The sequence below is a fragment of the Yoonia sp. genome (genome assembly GCF_030731595.1).
GTDB lineage: Bacteria > Pseudomonadota > Alphaproteobacteria > Rhodobacterales > Rhodobacteraceae > Yoonia.
This window is the reverse complement of record NZ_JANQTS010000008.1, coordinates 1-19,928: the sequence shown is the minus strand read 5'-3', so window position 1 is coordinate 19,928 and position 19,928 is coordinate 1. Positions and strand designations below refer to the sequence as shown.

Sequence of the window (19,928 nt, the reverse complement as noted above, 5' to 3'; positions counted from 1 at the left end):
TGCCCGTTTCCGGACAAATGTCTTGCCATCAGCTTCATGCGCTGAAGATCTGTGGCGTAATGATGCGGGCCTGGGTCCAGGCCTTTGCGATAGGCCCTTTTTCAGGCAGCTCCATCCGGCGTGCAGCACTCAACACCCAAGTCAGGATGCAAAGCGGCAAAGTGGCCAGAAAGATCAGCGTGAAGTAGGCATAGTACTCTCTTTTCGGTGGCGCAGTCCGTGCCCGTGAAACGGGGGCGTCTGTTGTAAAGTCAGTCATGTGCGTCCTCCAGAGGATGGTTGCAGTGCTGCGACGGTCTCCAGCACGACCCTGTCGTTGCCGGCGTCAAGTGCTGCCCGTTCGGCAGCATCCCGCAGCGATTTGGCTGCGGAAATTCGTGTCAGGATCGGGTGTGTAGCCACGATCTCGTCCAGCTTGGCCTGTGCATCCGCGTCCCAAGGGAAATCGCGGCGCAAGGGTGTCAGCGTGGCATCGGTTTTGTCCATCTCCGTGGCCAAAGGCAGGATGTGGAACAGTGCATCGAACAGGCCGTTACAGACCTCTTGCAAGATATACGTCGCACCGGCGTAGCCCATGAACGGCGTGCCGGTTGCACGGCGGATCGCAGCACCGGGGAAGCTTGCGGGAATGAACACTGGGGAGGGTCCATGTCCGGCTTTCATCTCGGCCAGATACATTTTCTCGTTGATAGACCCCATCACGATCAGCGGGCGCTTGCTATGCAGCATCGCGCGCACTTCGTCGTTGTTGGTCTTCTTGCCGCGCGTCCGCGCCACCGCAAAGGCGCAGGGGAAACCCAGATCGCCCTCAAGGAAATGCCGCACGCCACGGGCGTAAGTTTCGTTCGCGACAATGGCGAATTCAGCGGTCGCAAAGAAATCCTGCGTCACAGAGCGCCACAAATCCCAAACCGGCTTGATGGTCGAATGCTTTTCGCGCTCGATGAATGGTTCAGGGTCCAGCCCCGTCAATTCGCCCAGTTTGCGCAGGAATTTCGTTGTTGAATCAATGCCAAAGGGGGCTTGTAGATAAGGCTTGCCCAGCACTTCACACAGACCACGACCAAACTCGCGATACATCGTGACGTTGACATCGGCATTCACCAGATTGCGCATCTCGGCGACATGGGCACCAAGCGGCATGACCATGTTGACCTCGGCACCAATGCCTTCGACCAGCCGCCGTATTTCGGCCAGATCGGAGGGCATGTTGAACGCGCCATACATCGGCCCAAGGATATTCACGCGGGGGGCTGCCCCCTCTTCGCGCTTCTTCTCTGGGGGCATCCGACCTTTGGTCATGCCAAATTCGGTAAAGATCCAAGTCATCGCGCGGTCCGCACATTCCCACTGATCTTCATCAATGGTGCGGGGCAGAAAGCGTTGGATGTTCGTGCCTTGCGGGGTCACACCGCCACCGATCATTTCTGCGATCGAGCCAGTTACGACAACGGCAGGCAAAGCAGGATCAAGCGTTTCCCAAGCCCGCTTCATCGCGGTTTCGGTGCCTTCGCCCATCTCGGTTTCACCCAGTCCGGTGACAACAATCGGCAATTCATGTGGTGGCAAGCCGTCAGTGTAGTGCAGCACAGAGGTGACGGGGAGGTTTTCGCAACCAACCGGGCCGTCAATGACGACTTGCAGGCCTTTGACGGCACAGAATGCATAGATTGCACCCCAATAGCCGCCTGCGCGATCATGATCAGTGACAAGCATCAGATCATCTCCTCTGCTTTGGCGGCACGTGCCATTTTATCGAGCTTCTTCTGATGGGCGGCACGGAAATCGGGGCGCAAGTTCGGCATGCCTTCCCAGACGCCAGCAGTGTCTTCATGGCCCACGCCCTCGAAGAAGGCGCGCATCTTGTCCATCTTCTCTTTGCCTGCAATGGCAGCGTTCACGACTTGGGCCAGCGAGCCAGCACCCGCCGGCCCCATGAGTGGCCGCGCAGAAATCAGATTAGTGTAATAGAGAGACGGGATACCGCGTTCTTTGGCATGCTGAACAACGGGTGTCGTGCCAATCGCCAAATCAGGCTTGATCGCATCAACAGCAGCCAGATCATCCTCGAGCGAGGCGCGATAGACAACTTTCACGCCACGCGATGCCAGCCACTCCGCATCATCCTTGGACCAAGGCGTTTTGGGGCAAGCTGTGCCGACATAAGGCACATCCGCGCCACTTTCGATCAACAGACGGGCAACCAGAAGTTCAGAACCCTCGTAACCCGACAGGGTTACAGTCCCGTTGATCCGCGCCCCCTTCAGAGCCTCGCTTATCACTGGCAAGAAAGCGTTTTGCGCGGCAGCAATCTGCGCCTTTGGTACGTTGTACGCCTCGCCGATATTCATCAGCCACGCGGCTGTTCCATTATAGCCGACAGGGGCAGAACCAACGACCGTGCGGCCCGCCGCCTGAAATTCGCGGACAGAGGCCGTGTAGAACGGATGGATCGCCGCCACGACACCACAGTCGAGTGCAGCATAAAGTTCGCGCCACTCCCGAGTGGGAACCACCGGACCAGCGGCCAGACCCATCGGCCCAAGCATCGCGCCGATCATCATCGGATCAGCGGGGAACATTTCACCCAGCAAGGCAACGGTTGGACGGTCTGACTTGCCGCCCACAGGGCGGGCAACGGGACCTGCCTTGATCTCTTCACGGGCGTAATTCAGCATCGCACCGGCCAAAACATCCTTGGCTTCGGCGTGTGTCGGGATACCGAAACCGGGAACATCGATACCAACGATGCGAACGCCGTTAATTTCTTTGGGCAGCAACCGCAGCGGCACGCCCGACGCGGTTGGCACGCACAGGTTCGTCACCACAATCGCGTCATAGCGGTCTGGATCAGCCATATCGTGGACGCTCTCGCGAATGTCCTCGAACAGTTTACCCGTTACCAATGTCTCTGAATTGAACGGCACATAGCCAACCGAACGGCGTGCGCCATAAAAGTGAGAAACAAACGTGAGGCCGTATACACAACAAGCCGAACCGGATAGTACCGTGGCCACACGCTTCATCCGTAGGCCTACGCGTAAAGACCCGAACGCAGGGCACATGCTCTGCGGTTGATCATGGGGTCCTTTCGGATAGTCCTCGGCATATTGGTCAAGAATGTCGGATTTGCCCGCGGCACGCGCGGCAGCCTCCATCGTTCCTGCATTTGCCGTGCAACCGCCCTCAAGGGCCGTTGCCTGCTTTCCAGCATCAAGCTGCGGTGACACTTCTTCACGCGCTACACCCTCGATGATCTGGACGTTGCCAGCCTCATCATAGCCGACTTCATAGCCTTGGGTGTCGGAATCATGCGTCATATTTGGCGCTCTCTTTGACGGCGGGGGCGGATTGCATGATGTCACGCAACAGTTTTCTCATTTGCTCGGGTGTGGCACCTGCAAGCATCTGGCGGACTTCGTCCAAGACTTCTTTTCGGGGATCAGGCGTCATCATAAATGACCTCCAGGCTCTCTTTTGGCTGGGCATTCTTGCCGCGCATGTCGACGTCGGTGGCTGGAACCAACTGATAGTCGCCGCCGGTGTCTTTGGCGTCGAACAGGCCAAGCAAGCCATCTTGATCAAGCGGGTTGGGACGCACAGGTGGTGCAATACCAACTGCGTCAGCCAGAGATTCAAACATCGGACCCCATTGGCTCTGATGTGTGCCAACGATCTGGTAATTGGCACTTTTCTTTCTCAGGTCGTCGTCTTGGGGGATGGCGGCGAGAACCGGAATACTGACCGCTTCGGCAAAGGCCTTGGCTTCACCTGTTCCGTCATCCTTGTTGATGACAAGGCCCGCCACCCCAACATTACCACCAAGCTTGCGGAAGTATTCGACTGCGGAGCAGACATTGTTAGCAACATAAAGCGATTGGAGATCATTAGAGGCAACCAGGATAACTTTCTGCGCCATGTCGCGCGCAATGGGCAGGCCAAAGCCGCCGCAGACTACATCACCAAGGAAATCCAAAAGAACATAGTCAAAGTCCCAGTCGTGAAATCCCAATTTCTCGAGCAATTCAAATCCGTGAATGATCCCACGGCCACCGCAGCCGCGACCGACTTCTGGGCCGCCAAGCTCCATTGCGAAAACACCGCCGCGCTTAAAGCAGACGTCGCCGATTGCCACTTCTTCGCCCGCCAGTTTCTTCTTGGCAGATGTCTCGATGATTGTCGGGCAGGCCTTGCCGCCAAACAGCAGGCTTGTTGTGTCGGATTTAGGGTCGCAGCCGATCAACAGCACGCGCTTGCCCATTTCCGCCATCATGTGGCTGAGGTTTGCGAGCGTGAAGGATTTGCCGATACCGCCTTTGCCATAGATCGCGATGATCTGGGTCTTGGATGTGGGTGGGCCTTGTGGAACCTCAAGCGTGGGTTCTTCATTGGCTTCGTCCCGCAAGCGCTGGTCGAAATCCTTCAGGTTTGGAATTTCATCTTTCATGCGGTTCCCCAGTTCAAAATCATTTTCAGGCAAGCAGGATCAGTAAAGGCGGTCTGATAGGCTGTTGGAGCCGCCGCTGCCGGTTGTTCGTGTGTAATCAGATCGGCCAGTTCGAGCGTGCCGTCTTCGGCCAAAGCTTTCGTGGCGATCATGTCGTCCGCAGCCCATTCTGAGCTGATGCGGAAACGCGCCTCTTTCATGAAAGCAGGCGGGAAAGCGAATTGGAGCGGTGCTGTGTAAAAGCCGGCCAAGACGATCTCGCCACCTTTGGCGATGCGACCGATCCAGTCATTCAGCAAATCACCGCGGCCCGATGCGTCATAAACCGACTTATAATCGCGGCGCGGGTCGGTTTCAGGTGTCAGAACCTCATAACCCGAAGCGCCCGCCATACGGATAGGGTTCACTTCCCAGACCGTCGGCGCAGGCGCACCAGAGGCGATGGTCAAACGGGCCAGCAAACGACCCAGAACACCGTGACCGATGATAAGATCAGGCACAGCTTTGTTCGGACCTGCCATGGCATGACGCGCCGTAGCGGCAAGTGCCAGCAATGCACCCCCTGCGCCCAGACCACGGTCGATCCGTGTGACCCGTGACGCTTTGGTCACGACACGCTGGGCTGCTGCACCAAAGAGGCCAAAGGCACCTTCATAGCAGTTGGCACCCGGAACAAAGACATGCTCGCCAACACGGAAACCACTGTCGGGACCGGCCTCAACAACCTCACCCGCAGCCTCATACCCGGGGATCAACGGATAGCCCATTCCGGGGAACGGAGGCATTTCACCTGTCCAGAACAACTTTTCTGTTCCAGTCGAGATGCCGGAATACTTGATTTCAACAACAAGATCGTCCGCGGCGGGCGCCACGATTCCCACCGTATCAAGCGACAACGCGCCTGGTGCTGTAAGGATAACGGCCTGTGTTTCCAACGTTTTCTCCCTGTTGTGGCGATAGTTGAGCGATTCAACCGGCAACAACCTTGTAAAATCTAGTTTAGCCTGCCATCGCGTGGTGTCAATTAAATTAGACACTTACGGTGTCAACTTTTCCTTACACCCGTAACGACAGAGGTAATGAACGGTCGGCGCGACCTGAGCGTCTTGATGTCTTCAAAGCCTGCATTCCGTAAAAGTTCCGCGATCTGGGCCGCAGAGCGCGCGCGCCCCGTCCGCATCGCCATGCAATAGAGGGCGAAATAGGCGTCTCCAGCACGCTGCGGCGCTGCGCCACCCGTCATTGGCTCGGAAATCAGGATACGACCGCCATCGGGCAATGCGGCATGAACCGCTTTGAGCAGTTCGGCCACCGTTGCATCGGCATGATCGTAAAGCACTCGCACCAAAGAGATCATATCGGCACCTTCGGGTAACGGATCATCTCGGAAGGAACCGGGCACGATGTCGGCGCGCTCTGATAGTCCAGCGGCAGCGAATCTCTCGCGCGCGGCCGGTGCCACTGCGGGCAGATCAAAAAGGGTCATCTGTATATCTGGATAGGCCGCACCAACAGCCGTCAGGAAAGCCCCGGTCCCACCGCCGATATCTGTGATCGCCTGCACATCCTTCAAGCTGACCGCAGCAAGCGTATCCTCGGCGACAAGCGCCTGACTATCGGCCATCAACTGGGAATATGTCGCCGTCGTTGCCGGATCAGTCGCGCCGCCTGCGCCAAAAACATAGGGCCAGAATTCCGCCAGTTCGGTTTCAACTTCTCCCCGAAAGAAGGCCACGGGATCGGCCAAATCAAGATAGAGCACATCGTGGTGGTCGATCATTCCCGCTAGCCCCGGCACGCCCGCCAAGGCAGCCCCACGGGTCGTCAATGCATAGCGCCCGGAACGACGACGCTTGATCAGCCCGATGGCGGTCGCGGCCGCCAAAAGCACCGGCATCCGGTCCGGCGGAACGTCAACCTTCATGGCAAGAGCCTCTGCCGTCATTTCCTGCTCCAACAGGATCTGCGGCATATTCAGCCGGACAAAAGCTTGCAGAATCTGGCTGTGGCAAAAGCCCGCGACCAGATCGAACATCGCCTCGCCCTCCGCGCGCACAATCCGCCGCGTCAGGGGAAAGCGGGCTGCCCAAGTCTGAAACCCGCGCGATGCCAGAAGGCGCGTCAACCGTCCGGCGCGCTTTGCAGCCCCACGCGGGAGCGCAGGCCCATCTATCATAAGGTCGAGGTCGGTCATTTATTCGCCGGGAACGGTTGGCCTGGTGCGCGCGCCCGCAGGGACAAGCTTATCAGCGTAAGCCTTGACCATTTGGGCAAGTGCAGCTTCGCCCGGGCAGGCCGGGATCGACGAAATCGCACCACCAAGAATATCATCAAAGCGCTGGATGGCACCTTGGACACCATAAGAGGCAACGGCGTTGGGCCGCCCATGCAGATCGTCCTGACCGGCAGGCTTGCCAAGGGTCTTTTCATCGCACAGCGCATCACGCAGATCATCGGCCACCTGAAACGCTTCGCCGATGCGCGCGCCCAGCTCTTCCCAAGGTTCAGCCTCTTGGCCCGCGGCAACAGCACCCATTTGAGTGGCCGCAATAAACAGCGCGCCAGTCTTGGCCTGATGATAGGCCGAAAGGTCAATCGTATCTTCGCTTTCCCAGCCTTGCCCCGCACAAATGCCAAAAGGCATTCCGGTGCGGGTGCCCAGAATGTCGATCAAGCGCAACGCCCGCTCCGGCACATCAGCGGCGGCACGGGCCAGAACCTGAAATCCCATGATGATCAGACTGTCACCTGCAAGCACGGCCAAGGGCTGCGAAAACGCCTTGTGCAAAGCAGGCTTGCCCCGGCGCATATCGGCATCATCAAAGCAAGGCAGGTCATCATGCACAAGGCTGGCACAATGGATCAACTCTAGTGCAACGGCCGCCGCATTCGTCAATGTGGGACGATCATCACCGCAGGCCATGGCTACCGACGTCAGGATCGTCGGCCTGATGCGCGCGCCACCCGGGGTTACAGCATATTCCAGCGCCGCTGCCAGTTTGGCAGGGGCGACACCACCCTGACCATGCGCAATGGCCTGCGCCATTGTTGCGTCAATACGCTCGGAAATTTTCATGCGCGTCTCCTTTGTATTCTATAGTGTCAATTTTAGTTTACATATGTCAATGTAAATCAAACGTAACAGATGACTCGGATTCAGATGCGGTCGCAAACGCCTAAAATCGTCATTATCGGCGCGGGCATTGGGGGGCTGGCAGCAGCATTGCGCCTCAGCCACCATGGCTGTGACGTGACAGTGCTTGAAGCGCACGGCGGACCCGGCGGTAAAATGCGCACAGTGCCCTCTGCGGCAGGGCCGGTCGATGCGGGACCAACGGTTTTGACAATGCGGCCAGTCTTCGCCTCGCTTTTCGCGGATGTCGGAGAAGACCTGAGTTCCCATCTCACACTCAAGCCCCTGCAAACACTGGCGCGACACTATTGGGACGACGGGGCATGCCTTGACCTGAGCGCGGACCACGACCAATCCCGGGCAAACATTGTTGCGACCTTCGGCACGAAAGCAGGCCAAGAATTCGCGGCCTTCTCGGCAAGGGCAAAACGGCTGTTCGACGCATTCGATGCCCCTATGATGCAAACGCCGGAACCCGACCAGTTTGCCGTCACCAAGACAGTCCTCAAGCAACCGCGTCTGATCGGGGATATGGCACCGCACAAATCACTTGCGGGGCTGCTCAAAGCTTCGTTCAGTGATCCGCGACTGGCGCAGCTGTTCGGGCGCTACGCCACCTATGTCGGCGGTTCGCCCTATGCATCGCCTGCGATTCTCTCTCTGATCTGGCAAGCAGAGGCGCAGGGCGTCTGGTCTGTCACGGGCGGAATGCATCAACTGGCACAAGCCATCACAAGACTTGCAAAGGCACGCGGGGCGGATTTCCACTATCACGCTGTGGCCAGGCGGATCACGAAACAAGACGGCCGGATTAATGGGGTGCAAACCGATCATGCCCATTTCCCGGCCGATATTGTGCTGTTTAACGGAGACCCCCGTGCCCTTGTCACGGGCCTGCTCGGAGAGCCTGCAAAAGCCGCCTTAACGCCAGCGCAAGTCGAACCGCGCAGCCTGTCCGCTTATGTCCACGCCTTTGCGGCGGTCCCGTCCGGTCTCGATCTTGCACATCACACTGTGTTCTTCGGACATGACCCAAAGGCCGAGTTCAAAGCACTCGCCAACGGCGAGATGCCCAAAGACGCCACGCTTTATCTCTGCGCCCAGGATCACGGCACAGTCACCCCCGACGCCATACAGCGTTTCGAGATTATCATGAACGGCCCGCCAGTCCCACGCGACCCCGAGAAGGAAAAACCACCATGTCAGACACAGATTTTCGCGCGTTTCCGGGACTTCGGCCTCTCGTTCACTCCGACACCGGGACCAGAGGCGCTGACCACCCCGCAGGGGTTCGACGCGCTGTTTCCAGCGAGCAGCGGTTCCCTTTACGGGCGGAGCCCGCACGGCATGATGGCGGCCTTCAAACGCCCGACGGCACGGACCAAGATCGCGGGCCTCTACCTTTGCGGGGGCGGGGCACATCCGGGGGCGGGGGTGCCGATGGCAACCCTCTCCGGTCAGCACGCGGCCGCGGCGATCATGACGGACCTTGCTTCCATCTCGATGTCCCGCCCAACGGCTACGCCTGGTGGTACATTGACGGGATCAGCGACTGTGGGACCAAAGCGGTCTCTGTCATAGGGTTTATCGGATCGGTGTTTTCGCCGTGGTACGCATGGTCGGGGCGCAAGGACCCCGCCAACCATTGCTGCATCAACGTCGCCACCTATGGACCCGGCGGGCGCTTTACGATGACAGACCGGGGGCGCGCAGCACTCAAGACCACGCCCGACACCTTACAGGTTGGTCCCTCGTCCATGCACTGGACCGGCAAGGACCTGATCATCGACATTGACGAGATCAGCGGCCCGCCCATCATCAGCCGCGTACGCGGGCAAATCACGATCACGCCGCATGCCATGACCAACGTCGAACTGCCGCTGACCCCCGACGGCGCACACATCTGGCGGCCCTTCGCGCCGTCGTCTGACATCAAGGTCGAACTTGAGGCCAAAGGCTGGCAATGGTCCGGCCACGGCTATTTCGACAGCAACTTTGGGACAAGGTCGCTGGAGGAAGACTTCAGCTTCTGGACATGGGGGCGGTACCCGACCAAAGCAGGGGCCACCTGCATTTACGACGCAGTTCGACGGGACGGGACGACACTCGACACCGCGATCGCCTTTGACAGTGAAGGCAACGCGCAAATCGTCGATGCGCCACCCCGCACCCGTTTCAAACGGTCGCTCTGGCAGGTCATGCGCGAAACCCGCGCCGATCCCGGGGTGATGCCCAAACAGGTGCTGAACATGCTGGACGCGCCGTTTTATTCAAGGTCCGCCGTGCAAACCCAACTGGACGGAGAAGTCGTGACAGGCGTGCACGAGGCGCTGGACCTCAACAGATTCCGGTCACCGCTGATCAAGCCGATGTTGGCGGTGCGGGTGCCAAGACGGGCGGGTTGGCTAGACTGAATGACTGCTTTGAGGCCAATGAAGTCATTGCAAAGTGCCCGCTTCAGGGCGCCGTGGTACCAGTTGCGACGCATCTGCAGGACAAGCTACACGGTGCCAGATGTTTCAAGTTAAATTCTTAAAGTGTGGCAGGTAGGAACACGGCAATCAAAGTTTTAGGTCAGATGACGCACGCCTTGAAATCGGTTGAAGAAAACTGGCGTGGTGGGAAAGCATCACTGCGGTTTCTTTTGGGCGCACCTGCAGCAATGGGCAGGATAGCGCGCGGAGAACAAGTAGGCAGGCAGGCGCGCGCACCGCTTGAAAGCTTGTTCGCTACGTATCTTGAAGACTGTCGGTTTGAAGTTGCTGTCGAAGGAGATATTCCTGCTGCAGGCACAGGGTGCATCCTTTCTCACAACGAGACATCGTTCGCGGACTTGGCGGCATATTTCGTGGCGATCTGGCCGCATGTAGATCAGCTCGCCGGCGCCGATGTCTATCGGCATATCCCCTTTGCCCGCAAAGCCTGTGCAAAAATCGATATCGAGCTGGTCGCGCGGGGTAACCGAAGGTCCACCGACCTTCTTGTCGACCGCATGGTGGCCGCGGCGCAGGCTGGCAAAAGAGTTGGTTGGGGCGGTGAAGGCAGGCTTTCGGGCCGGGACGGGATCGGCCGTTTCAAGGTGGGCGGCAGCATCATTGCGATCAGGGCAAAGGTACCCATAATTCCCGTGGCGATACATGGTGGGCATCATGCCATGCAGCTTGGAACTGTCAGGGCACGTCCAGGCAAGATCAGCGTTCGGTTCTGCAAGCCCGTTTCCACAGAAGATTACGAAGAAGCCGACGCGCGGGACCTAGCAGACAAATTGCAACGGGTCGTTTCTGAAAACTACGCTCTGCTTTCCGACCGACGGGTGGATTTCAGATAGCCGCTTGTTGGGTATTCCATGACTTTTCGCAGCGAACCAAGAGCATGCTCCAGCGTGCCCAAGCCAGCATCGGGTTTGGGCAAGCAGCCATTCCCTAAAGAAAGAATCGCGGCAGAAAAAGTCCCGGAAAGCAAAGATTCACCCCCCCAGCGTCACGATCACCCCGCCCGCTGCTTGCGCATCTTCTGCGTCATGCGTCACCATCAAGACCGGCAGCGCTCTTGCGCGTGCGCGGTCGAATACCATGTCGCGCACTTGCGCGCGCAGGGCGGCATCCAGCCGCGAGAAGGGCTCGTCCAGCAGCAGCGCGCAGGGCTCTGACAGCAGCATCCGCATCAGCGCCACCCGCGCCTTTTGCCCGCCGGAAAGCGTTGCGGGGTCTCGGTCTGCGAAGCCGCTCAGGCCGACCTCATCCAACGCCTCCTCGACCTTTGCCTTGCGCTCGGCGGCACCCCCACCGGGGCGCAAACCAAACGCCAAGTTTGCCCCAACCGACAGATGCGGAAACAGCAGATCATCCTGAAACAAAATTCCCACACGCCGCTGATGCGGGGCCGCATGTGTGATGTTGTGCCCGTCCAGCCAGACTTCGCCAGTCGCTGCGAAATCGCAAGACAGCGTGCCTGTGATATAGGCAAGCAAGGTGGACTTGCCGACGCCTGATGGCCCCATGACCGTCAGCACCTCACCGGAACCAATATCATGCGTCAGCGATAACAGCGGCGCGGCGCTCTTGGAAATCGTCACATTCCGCAGGGATAGACCCTTATCCATGCTGCAAACCCCTTCTGTTGCGCCAGACCAGTGCCGGGATCAGCAAGGCCAGCGCGAATGGCACCAAAGCCGCCCCTGTCTGCATCAGACCATAAACCGCAATCGCGCGCCTGTCCCCGCCAGAGGCAAGCGCGACCGCCTCGGTTGTCAGTGTCGCGATCCGTCCGCCGCCAATCAGCAGCGTCGGCAGATATTGCCCGACAGACACCGCCAGACCAACGGCTAAGGCAGTCAGGATCGGACGCAAAAGCATGGGCAGGCGTACGCGCCAGAGCACACCATCGGCGCTGGCCCCCAAAGCGGCAGCAACCGTGCCCATGCGCCTGTCCCAAGCGCGAAACGGATCCGCCAAGGATAGAAAGACGTAAGGCAATACAAAGACCAGATGCGCCATCATCACCGGCAATCGCCCGATATCGGCCCCGAGGTTCAACATCAGCGTCTGCAAGCCCGGCAAGAACGCCGTTTGCGGGATCAGTAGTGGCAGATAAAGCAACCAGACAGCCCGCTGGCTGAACGACAGGCCATAGCGGTACTCGGCCTCCAGACAGCCGATCGTCAAGACAATCGCCACAAGTCCCACGGTCAGCGCAATCAAGGCGGTCTCGCCAAAGGCCGAAAGTGTACCGGGGCCAAAGCGGACCCAGTTGCGCGCGGTAAAGGCGTCAGGGAAAGCTTCTGGAAAGCCCCAGAACCCCGCAAAAGACCACAGCGCCAGAACAACCAGCCCCAAAAGAACGATCAGCGCGGAAGCAGAGCCACCGACAAGCGCCGCACCCGCGACAATGGTATCAAATCTGCCGCGCGCGCCTGATGCGATCCAGCGACGCCCCAGCCTTGCGACAACAGCTTCTCCGATACGCCAAACGACCAGCGCGCCAATGACCAGCGCAAGTTGCAGCAAGGCCCCGGCAGCAGCCTCCAGCCGCATCGCAAGGTCGGGATCCGACATCCACTTGACAATCTGCACCGACAGGGGCGGCGGCGTGTTGGGCCCAAGGATGACAGCCACATCGACGACGGACATGGAATAGGCCAGCACAACATAGACGGGCGGCCTGATCTGGGCATAAACCCTTGGAAAGACCGTCTTGAGCCACCCCGTCACCCGCCCATAGCCCAGCGCCTGCGATATGGTTACGCTGCGCTGCGCGTCCGCCTGTCCCAAGGCCGCTAAGGTGATCAAGAGCAGGAACGGCACTTCCTTCACGATCAAACCCGCTGTCATCGCAAGGCCCCAGGTGTCTTGCACGATCAACAGGTCTGGGGGGCGGTCCCATCCCGTCAGGCCGGGCGAGGCCAACCGAGACAACCACCCCGAAGGGGCAATCAAAAACGCCAGACCAAAGGCAGCGGCCGCATGGGGCACCGACAGAAGCGGCGACAACAGCCGCTCGAGAGCGCGAAAAGGCCGTGTGCCAGACCAACCTGCGGTGACCAAGATTACGATGGCGAGCGAGATCACGGTCGCCAGAAGGCCGGTAGAGAGCGATAGAAACACCGCACGCGGCAAACCTGCCCATGCAATCAGATCGCGAAACGGGTCAAGCGACGGGCCGGTCAGCCCCGCCGCAGGCAAATGACCGAACGCAGGCAACACCGTCCCCCAAAGCCCAGCCGCCACCGGCCCCAACATTGCAAGCAACGTCAGGATCGGCAGGACCGGCAGAAAAAGGCGGCGTCTGCGTGCGGCTGTCACGTGTTACTGCGCAACACCAAAGCGCTGCATCCAGTCATCAGCGATCCGCGTCATCCAGCTTGGGTGCGGCTCGGCCTGCACAGTGCCAAGTTCCGCAGGCGACAAGGTCGCGATGCCCAGTTCCAACGCGTCAAACAAGGCACGATCCTCTGCAGACAAAGCGGCCATGTTCAGCACGGTGCCATAGCCCAAAATCTCTGGGTCCTGCGCACGGGCCTGCGCCTCGGGCGACATCAGGAAGTTGGCGACAACCATCGCGCCTGCCTTAGAGCCGGAGTTGTAGGGAATGGCCACGAACGACGCGTTCCCGATGGTGCCTTTGTCCAACACAAAAGTGCGGGCAGTGGGCGGCAGTTGATTGTTCGCAATCGCCGCTGTCGCCTCGCCCGGGCTAAAGGAAATCGCAAGATCAACTTCGCCATCTGCGATCAACTGCAACTGCGCAGGTCCCGTCGCCGGATACGCGCGACCCTGTCGCCAAAGGGTTGGGGTCAACTCGTCCAGAAACGCCCAAAGCGGGGCTGTGACAGCGTCATAATTGGCGTCTGTGGCTGGTTCCGACAGGACCGATGGATCATCCAGCAAATCCACCAAGGCCTGCTTGAGGAAAGTCGTACCCAGAAAATCCGGCGGTTGGGGATAAGTAAAGCGTCCGGGATTGGCCGCTGACCAGTCCAGAATAGCCTGCATCGACCCCAGCGGTTCCATCAGGTCTGCGGTGTCGTGAATAAAGACAACCTGCGCCATCGCCCATGGGCTTTCAAACCCTTCGACGGGGACGGTAAAATCGGTCTGCACAGTCTTGCCTTCGACATCGACCAAAGCCCAGTTCGGCAATTGCTCGGCATAAGGACCAAACAGTAAATCCGCCTCTTTCATCGCCGCGAAATTCGCGCCGTTTATCCAGATCATATCAATCGCGCCGTCATCATCTTCGCCGGCCTGCTTTTCTGACAAGACACGGGTGACCGCATCGGCGGTATCGGTCAGCTTCACATGCTCCAGCGTGACGCCATAATCTTCCATCACGCGACGACCGACCCATGCAATGAAATCATTGGTCGTGGTCGACCCGCCCCATGCGTTCCAGTATACCGTCTGCCCCTGAGCCTCGGCTGTCACAGCCTCCCAGTTTGCAGGGTCAACGTCGGCCAATGCAGGCAGAGGGGCCAGTAAAGCAGCCAATACGGCAAGATGTTTCATCAAGTGAGTCCTTTAGATCGTGAACATTTTTTTGGCGGCGTAAATCCGCAGTATTGCGGTCGCAAAGCAAAGGGCGCCAAAGACCCATGCCAAGAGGGAGAAATAAGTGGGCAGCAGGCAAATAAGGCCGAAAAACACGATCGTTTCGGTCCCCTCCAAGATCCCGTTAGAGTAGTAAAGCGACTTTTGCCCCTGCGCATCGGTTTTGTGGCCATGCTTTTCGGCAAGGATCGCGTAGCCCAGAAAACTGGTCCCGTTGAAATAAAACGAAGCGAGCAGGAACGCCCCCGCTGCGCCATTTGTCGCAGGATCATGCAGCACAAAGGCCATCGGGATTGCGCCATAAAACAGAAAATCAGCGGCGATATCCAGATACCCGCCAAAATCCGTCTTGCGCGTCGCACGGGCAACTGCGCCGTCCAGTCCATCGGCAACCCTGCTGGCGATCAATGGGAGCAGCGCCCACCCAGGTGCGCCGAGTGCTATGAGCGCAGCCGCAAAAAGACCCAGCGCCCCACCGATCAAAGTGACGCCATCAGCCGTAATTCCACGTGCCGCCAGAACTGCACCGATCTGGTTCAGCGGCGGGTCAATCAATCTGCGGGCATGGCGGTCAAGCATGAGGATCGGTCCAAGGGTTGGCAACTTGTGGCGCAAGCGGCCGATTGAGGCAATCAGCCTGACAATAATGTGAGAGCAATGGCGGGCATTGTCACAATTGCAAAACGAGAAACCTGCGGACCTATCCGCGGAATGCCAGAAACCGCGCACCACCAAAGTTCAAGCAGGACCCAAGGAACGAACCGACCGCAAAAGCGACGAACACGGTCGAGCTCTCAGACCCGAAAAGGCTGATAATCAGCGAATAGATGGCGTAATTTGTCAGATTTCCCGCAATCTGCACCCCTAGATACCGCCGGAACTGGCCTTTTCTGCTGGCGTGATTTGTGGCGGCAAAGGTCCAATTCCTGTTCAGCATCCAGGTCACAACCACAGCCGCCGGAAAAGACAAAGCACGTGCCAGATAGGCGGATATGTCAAACGACAGAAAAAACCACAACAAGCCCCCGTCGATCACAAAACCAACAGCGCCCACTGCGCCAAACCGCAGAATTTGCGTGATAAGTTCAGACCGCATGCGGGGCGTATTGCGCCACACCCGAAACAAATGCATGTTGCTTTGCCACGCAAAATCCTCCCCGACTGTGCTCTCCAGCTTTGTCTTTACCCGTCACATTGCGGAATGTGAACGCTTCAAGCCTCGCTCGCAATCCGGGGCCGGCCGCTGGCCTCGACCCTGATCGTCGCCTCTATAAACATCGGCCTGCCCTCGACATCAATTTCGGTCACATCGCGGGACACGACAAAACGGATCTCCTCGACACCAGAGGCCCGCGCCTGCGCGCCTGCCTGCGCCTGCAGCGCCTGCTCTAAGGCAGCCATCGCGGCGTCGCGATCTGCAAAGGTTTGTGGGCCTTGCGGCAAATGCACGGCAAAGGCGCCTTCGCCCGCACTTGTCACAGTACCCGTGGCCTGCATCTGCACTTGGCCCACAACAGCGCCAATCGCATTCGCGACGCCCGCATGTTCCGGCAAGATCATGCGGGTGCGCAACCGTTCACCGACAGCGCCATAATATGTGGATGCAGAAGCCCCCAGCCCGATCACCGGCACACCCAGCGACATCTGAACCTCAACGACACCCTGATGCTGATCCAGCCCTGCCATTGTCAGCGGATGCTTTGCCAATGCGGCAGGATCGGCCCAGTCCAGATCATCCTCGGCAAATGCAGCCTGCAAAAGACAGTCCACTGTCTGTACGGTCAGCTGGTCAATAATCTGGCGTGCGAGGGTCGGCCCATCCAGGGCCACACGCACACCGCCACCCGTGCGACGACGCGCGAAGAGAGTCAGCGCTTTCTCCGCGGCCTCCCGATCCCATGCATCCGCTAAACCCGACGCATGGGCGGCATCCGACGGGGTCACCCCCGCCAAGATCACCAGGCCGCGCCCGACCAGCCGCGCCAAGGCCGGACTTTCCATGCGCGACTGCACCACATGGCCCAGTCGCAGCGGGCCATCGACCAAGCGCTGCGCGATCACCAGTTCGCGGGCGTCCAATCCGTCGGGCAAAGTTTCCCACAACGGAATGACGAACTGTCCGCCGTCGGTGGCAGGGATATCCTGCGCCAGACCGCGATCAAGCGTAGCATGCACCAAATCGGGATAGTGATGCGCAGCAAGCGAGATCGGCATCAAACGACGCGGACCAAGCCGAAGCCCGCCATGCAGCCCCTCAACCACATGCACTTCGCTATCGCCGCCAAGGCCGGTCGTGCGCATCGCGACAGCCTCGACCATCGTACGGAACGGGCCGACACGCGCACCTTGCGGGTCGATCTTGGGACGACCGCCGCGCAGCAGGCAGACATCGGTCGTGGTCCCGCCGATATCACTGACCAAAGCATCGGTTTCCCCGGTCAGCCAACTGGCCCCGGCGATGGATGCGGCAGGGCCACTCAGGATCGTTTCAATGGGTTTTTCGCGGGCAATCGCGGCAGAGACCAAAGCACCATCGCCGCGCACGACCATCAGACGGGCGGCGATCCCCACTTTTGCAAGGTGATCCTCGCAGGCGGTGATCAGACGGTCGATCATCCCGATCAAGCGGGCATTCAAGACCGCCGTCAGCGCCCGCTTTGGCCCGCCCAGCGCTTGGGATAATTCATGCGAACAGCTGACAGGCTTGCCGGTCTGGTCGCGGATCAGGTCACGCACGGCAACCTCGTGGGCGGGGTTGCGGGTCGCAAAGCTTGCGGCGACAGCAAAGCCCGTGATGCCTGCATCAAGGCCCGCCAAAGCACCACGCAAATGCTCCAGATCAAGCGCTGCTGCCTCACCGCCTGCATGATTATGGCCACCCGAGAGCCGGATCACTGGATCGCCACGCAAAGCATCAGACAGGCCCGCGCGGCCAAGCTCGGCGTCGTCAAAGCCAATCGCGATCAGGGCAATCCGCCCGCCCTGCCCCTCGACAAGTGCATTGGTGGCCAAAGTCGTTGACAGCGACACCATCGCAATATCGGCCACGTCCACGGCAGCCTTTGCAATGGCCGCATCTATCGCTGCCCCGACACCAACAGCCAGATCAGGACGCGAGGTCAGCGCCTTGGCTGCGGCCACAACAGAGTCGGTCACCTCATCCAGAACAACCGCATCGGTATAGGTTCCACCAGTGTCCACACCCAAGAGATAAGCCATAGCCTTGTTCCGATCGTTTTTCGCCCAGCAGATAAGCGACGTTGCAGACCAAATTGCAACGCCCATTCACGACCGTTGCACGATGAATTGTGTCGCACAGGTCGCATCGCTAGGGTGCGCACCCCGCGCGACGACCGCACTTGCAGCAAGGCGAACCATGGCTGATAGTCGTCGCATGATTGAAAATTCGAAATTGATGCAGGCCGTGACAGACCGGCGCGATGACCTGATCGCGTTGACCCAAGACCTGATCCGCATGCCGACGCTGAACCCGCCGGGGCTGAACTACCGCGAGATTTGCGAGTATCTGGACATACGCCTGCGCAAGTCGGGGTTCGAGACGGAATTGATCCGCGCCCATGGCACCCCCGGCGACAGCGACAAATACCCCCGATGGAACATCGTGGCACGGAGATCAGGCACGCGCCCCGGCGATTGCGTGCATTTCAACAGCCACACCGATGTGGTCGAGGTGGGCCACGGCTGGACCAAAGACCCCTTTGGCGGGGAACTCAGCGACGGCAAGATCTACGGACGCGGGGCCTGCGATATGAAAGGCGGGCTGGCGGCATCCATCATCGCCGCCGAGGCATTTCTGGCCACCTATCCCGATTTTGCCGGCGCAATCGAGATTTCCGGCACCGCAGACGAAGAATCCGGTGGCTATGGCGGCGTCGCCTATCTGGCTGAACACGGGTACTTTGACCCCGCCCGCGTCCAGCACGTCATCATCCCCGAACCGCTGAACAAGGACCGCGTCTGTCTTGGTCATCGCGGCGGCTGGTGGGCGGAAATCGAAACCTTTGGCGAAATCGCCCACGGCTCCATGCCGTTCTTGGGCGATTGCGCGGTGCGGCACATGGGGGCGGTGCTGAACGCATTCGAAGAGACACTCTACCCTGCCATGGCTGCACGGCACACCGACATGCCCGTGGTTCCAGAGGGCGCGCGATCCTCGACCATGAACATCAACTCCATCCACGGCGGACAGCCCGAACAAGACGACGACTATACCGGCCTGCCCGCCCATTGCGTGCCTGACAGCTGCCGGATCGTGATCGACCGGCGCTTTCTGGCAGAAGAAAACATCGACGACGTGCGCGGCGAGGTACGCGCGCTTTTGGACGGTCTGAAGGCAAACCGCGACCGGTTCGACTATGACCTGCGTGAAATGAATGTGGTCCTGCCCAGCATGACAGACCGGGACGCGCCCGTCGTGCAGGTCATCGCGGCCGAAATCGAGAAAGTCCTCGGCAAACCGGCCGAGTTCGTCGCCTCGCCCGGTACCTACGACCAGAAACATATTGACCGGATCGGCAAGCTGAAGAACTGCATCGCCTACGGACCGGGGATATTGGAACTGGCACATAAACCCGACGAATATATCGGGGTGGAAGACATGATCGACAGCGCCAAGGTGATGGCAGGGGCGTTGGTGAAAATCCTGACGTAGGATGGGTGATTTCACCCATCCTTAACCAAAACCCACCAAACAGGTCTCATGACCCGTTACCGCAGATACCGCAGGCAGGGCGGCACTTATTTCTTTACCGTGAACCTTTCGGACCGCAGTGCATCGCATCTGACAGACCATATCGGCGCATTGCGCCAAGCCTTGGCAGTGACACGGGCAGAGCGTTGGATGCAGATCGACGCAATGGTCATCCTACCCGATCACCTGCATGCCATCTGGACACTACCTGCTGGCGATGCCGACTTTTCAACGCGGTGGCGCCTGATCAAATCGCGATTCTCGCGCGCTGTCGGGCTGAAGCAACCCCGTAATGCGTCACAGGCTTCAAAGAACGAACATGGGCTGTGGCAACGCCGTTTCTGGGAACATTGCATCCGCGATGAAGCCGATTATGCGGCACATCTTGCCTATTGCTGGGGAAATCCGGTCAAACATGGTCTGGTCACAAGGGCTGTGGATTGGCCGTATTCGTCATTGCACAGGGATATCAGAAATGGCTTGGCGGGGGAGGAGTGGCAGGGCTAAGCATGGGTGCAAGCACCCATCCTACGCTTGCTAAGCATGGGTGCTACGCTTGCTCTGCTTCTGCTGGTGGAATGTTCCCTCTGG

The 19,928-nt window shown here is 59.3% G+C and carries 19 protein-coding genes; 5 read left to right on the top strand and 14 right to left on the bottom strand.

The window, feature by feature from the left end:
• Positions 1 to 34: 34 nt before the first annotated feature.
• From pufQ to NWQ23_RS00385, 8 genes are all read right to left on the bottom strand, one after another.
• Entirely contained in the window at positions 35 to 259 is a 225-nt protein-coding gene (pufQ, locus tag NWQ23_RS00420; protein WP_306164220.1) for a cytochrome PufQ, read from the bottom strand.
• Positions 256 to 1,716: a chlorophyllide a reductase subunit Z gene (bchZ, locus tag NWQ23_RS00415; protein ID WP_306164219.1), complete on the bottom strand. Its 1,461-nt coding sequence runs from the start codon at positions 1,714 to 1,716 to the stop codon at positions 256 to 258. Before bchZ ends, pufQ begins: the two co-directional genes overlap by 4 nt.
• A complete protein-coding gene (gene bchY / locus NWQ23_RS00410) occupies positions 1,716 to 3,320 on the bottom strand; it encodes a chlorophyllide a reductase subunit Y (protein WP_306164217.1) in 1,605 nt (534 codons plus the stop codon). The genes bchZ and bchY overlap by 1 nt, the downstream gene beginning before the upstream one ends.
• Complete coding sequence (locus tag NWQ23_RS00405) at positions 3,310 to 3,453, bottom strand: hypothetical protein (RefSeq protein ID WP_306164216.1); 144 nt, start codon at positions 3,451 to 3,453, stop codon at positions 3,310 to 3,312. The genes bchY and NWQ23_RS00405 overlap by 11 nt, the downstream gene beginning before the upstream one ends.
• On the bottom strand, positions 3,443 to 4,447 hold the full coding sequence (locus NWQ23_RS00400; RefSeq protein WP_306164215.1) for a chlorophyllide a reductase iron protein subunit X: 1,005 nt from the start codon (positions 4,445 to 4,447) through the stop codon (positions 3,443 to 3,445). Before NWQ23_RS00400 ends, NWQ23_RS00405 begins: the two co-directional genes overlap by 11 nt.
• A complete protein-coding gene (gene bchC, locus NWQ23_RS00395) occupies positions 4,444 to 5,382 on the bottom strand; it encodes a chlorophyll synthesis pathway protein BchC (RefSeq protein ID WP_306164214.1) in 939 nt (312 codons plus the stop codon). Before bchC ends, NWQ23_RS00400 begins: the two co-directional genes overlap by 4 nt.
• Before the next feature lie 110 nt (positions 5,383 to 5,492).
• Positions 5,493 to 6,641 (bottom strand): methyltransferase, encoded by a 1,149-nt coding sequence (locus tag NWQ23_RS00390; protein WP_306164213.1) that lies wholly within the window; start codon positions 6,639 to 6,641, stop codon positions 5,493 to 5,495.
• Complete coding sequence (locus NWQ23_RS00385; RefSeq protein WP_306164211.1) at positions 6,642 to 7,523, bottom strand: polyprenyl synthetase family protein; 882 nt, start codon at positions 7,521 to 7,523, stop codon at positions 6,642 to 6,644.
• 84 nt (positions 7,524 to 7,607) lie between these two features.
• On the opposite strand from NWQ23_RS00385, the gene crtD reads away from it, so the two are divergent.
• The 3 genes from crtD (at position 7,608) to NWQ23_RS00370 (ending at position 10,908) form a co-directional block, all read left to right on the top strand.
• Positions 7,608 to 9,161 carry a 1-hydroxycarotenoid 3,4-desaturase CrtD gene (gene crtD / locus NWQ23_RS00380; protein ID WP_306164210.1) on the top strand — a complete coding sequence of 518 codons (1,554 nt, stop codon included), beginning with the start codon at positions 7,608 to 7,610 and terminating at the stop codon, positions 9,159 to 9,161.
• Entirely contained in the window at positions 9,125 to 9,994 is an 870-nt protein-coding gene (gene crtC / locus NWQ23_RS00375) for a carotenoid 1,2-hydratase (protein WP_306164274.1), read from the top strand. Before crtD ends, crtC begins: the two co-directional genes overlap by 37 nt.
• A 230-nt stretch (positions 9,995 to 10,224) precedes the next feature.
• A complete protein-coding gene (locus NWQ23_RS00370; RefSeq protein WP_306164209.1) occupies positions 10,225 to 10,908 on the top strand; it encodes a 1-acyl-sn-glycerol-3-phosphate acyltransferase in 684 nt (227 codons plus the stop codon).
• Between the two features lie 138 nt (positions 10,909 to 11,046).
• Here NWQ23_RS00370 and NWQ23_RS00365 read toward each other — a convergent pair whose 3' ends face one another.
• The 6 genes from NWQ23_RS00365 to NWQ23_RS00340 form a co-directional block, all read right to left on the bottom strand.
• Positions 11,047 to 11,682, bottom strand: a complete 636-nt coding sequence (locus tag NWQ23_RS00365; RefSeq protein WP_306164208.1) for an ATP-binding cassette domain-containing protein — start codon at positions 11,680 to 11,682, stop codon at positions 11,047 to 11,049.
• Positions 11,675 to 13,318 (bottom strand): ABC transporter permease, encoded by a 1,644-nt coding sequence (locus tag NWQ23_RS00360; RefSeq protein ID WP_306164273.1) that lies wholly within the window; start codon positions 13,316 to 13,318, stop codon positions 11,675 to 11,677. The genes NWQ23_RS00365 and NWQ23_RS00360 overlap by 8 nt, the downstream gene beginning before the upstream one ends.
• Before the next feature lie 66 nt (positions 13,319 to 13,384).
• Positions 13,385 to 14,584, bottom strand: a complete 1,200-nt coding sequence (locus tag NWQ23_RS00355) for an ABC transporter substrate-binding protein (RefSeq protein WP_306164207.1) — start codon at positions 14,582 to 14,584, stop codon at positions 13,385 to 13,387.
• A 12-nt stretch (positions 14,585 to 14,596) separates the two neighbouring features.
• Entirely contained in the window at positions 14,597 to 15,205 is a 609-nt protein-coding gene (locus tag NWQ23_RS00350) for a CDP-alcohol phosphatidyltransferase family protein (RefSeq protein WP_306164206.1), read from the bottom strand.
• Positions 15,206 to 15,326: 121 nt separating this feature from the next.
• Positions 15,327 to 15,722 (bottom strand): GtrA family protein, encoded by a 396-nt coding sequence (locus tag NWQ23_RS00345; RefSeq protein ID WP_306164205.1) that lies wholly within the window; start codon positions 15,720 to 15,722, stop codon positions 15,327 to 15,329.
• Between the two features lie 116 nt (positions 15,723 to 15,838).
• Positions 15,839 to 17,845 carry a hydantoinase/oxoprolinase family protein gene (locus NWQ23_RS00340; protein ID WP_306164204.1) on the bottom strand — a complete coding sequence of 669 codons (2,007 nt, stop codon included), beginning with the start codon at positions 17,843 to 17,845 and terminating at the stop codon, positions 15,839 to 15,841.
• Between the two features lie 175 nt (positions 17,846 to 18,020).
• Between NWQ23_RS00340 and NWQ23_RS00335 the strand changes: the two genes are divergently transcribed.
• Complete coding sequence (locus NWQ23_RS00335) at positions 18,021 to 19,298, top strand: acetylornithine deacetylase/succinyl-diaminopimelate desuccinylase family protein (RefSeq protein WP_306164203.1); 1,278 nt, start codon at positions 18,021 to 18,023, stop codon at positions 19,296 to 19,298.
• Between the two features lie 48 nt (positions 19,299 to 19,346).
• Positions 19,347 to 19,844 carry a transposase gene (locus NWQ23_RS00330; protein WP_306164202.1) on the top strand — a complete coding sequence of 166 codons (498 nt, stop codon included), beginning with the start codon at positions 19,347 to 19,349 and terminating at the stop codon, positions 19,842 to 19,844.
• Positions 19,845 to 19,928: the final 84 nt, after the last annotated feature.

Bases quoted from the DNA above. Each gene is read 5' to 3' on its own strand.
- pufQ (WP_306164220.1), bottom strand. From the start codon at position 259: ATGACTGACTTTACAACAGACGCCCCCGTTTCACGGGCACGGACTGCG.
- bchZ (WP_306164219.1), bottom strand. From the start codon at position 1,716: ATGCTTGTCACTGATCATGATCGCGCAGGCGGCTATTGGGGTGCAATC.
- bchY (WP_306164217.1), bottom strand. From the start codon at position 3,320: ATGACGCATGATTCCGACACCCAAGGCTATGAAGTCGGCTATGATGAG.
- NWQ23_RS00405 (WP_306164216.1), bottom strand. From the start codon at position 3,453: ATGACGCCTGATCCCCGAAAAGAAGTCTTGGACGAAGTCCGCCAGATG.
- NWQ23_RS00400 (WP_306164215.1), bottom strand. From the start codon at position 4,447: ATGAAAGATGAAATTCCAAACCTGAAGGATTTCGACCAGCGCTTGCGG.
- NWQ23_RS00390 (WP_306164213.1), bottom strand. From the start codon at position 6,641: ATGACCGACCTCGACCTTATGATAGATGGGCCTGCGCTCCCGCGTGGG.
- NWQ23_RS00385 (WP_306164211.1), bottom strand. From the start codon at position 7,523: ATGAAAATTTCCGAGCGTATTGACGCAACAATGGCGCAGGCCATTGCG.
- crtD (WP_306164210.1), top strand. From the start codon at position 7,608: ATGCGGTCGCAAACGCCTAAAATCGTCATTATCGGCGCGGGCATTGGG.
- NWQ23_RS00365 (WP_306164208.1), bottom strand. From the start codon at position 11,682: ATGGATAAGGGTCTATCCCTGCGGAATGTGACGATTTCCAAGAGCGCC.
- NWQ23_RS00360 (WP_306164273.1), bottom strand. From the start codon at position 13,318: ATGTTGGGGCCGGTGGCGGCTGGGCTTTGGGGGACGGTGTTGCCTGCG.
- NWQ23_RS00355 (WP_306164207.1), bottom strand. From the start codon at position 14,584: ATGAAACATCTTGCCGTATTGGCTGCTTTACTGGCCCCTCTGCCTGCA.
- NWQ23_RS00350 (WP_306164206.1), bottom strand. From the start codon at position 15,205: ATGCTTGACCGCCATGCCCGCAGATTGATTGACCCGCCGCTGAACCAG.
- NWQ23_RS00345 (WP_306164205.1), bottom strand. From the start codon at position 15,722: ATGCGGTCTGAACTTATCACGCAAATTCTGCGGTTTGGCGCAGTGGGC.
- NWQ23_RS00340 (WP_306164204.1), bottom strand. From the start codon at position 17,845: ATGGCTTATCTCTTGGGTGTGGACACTGGTGGAACCTATACCGATGCG.
- NWQ23_RS00335 (WP_306164203.1), top strand. From the start codon at position 18,021: ATGATTGAAAATTCGAAATTGATGCAGGCCGTGACAGACCGGCGCGAT.
- NWQ23_RS00330 (WP_306164202.1), top strand. From the start codon at position 19,347: ATGACCCGTTACCGCAGATACCGCAGGCAGGGCGGCACTTATTTCTTT.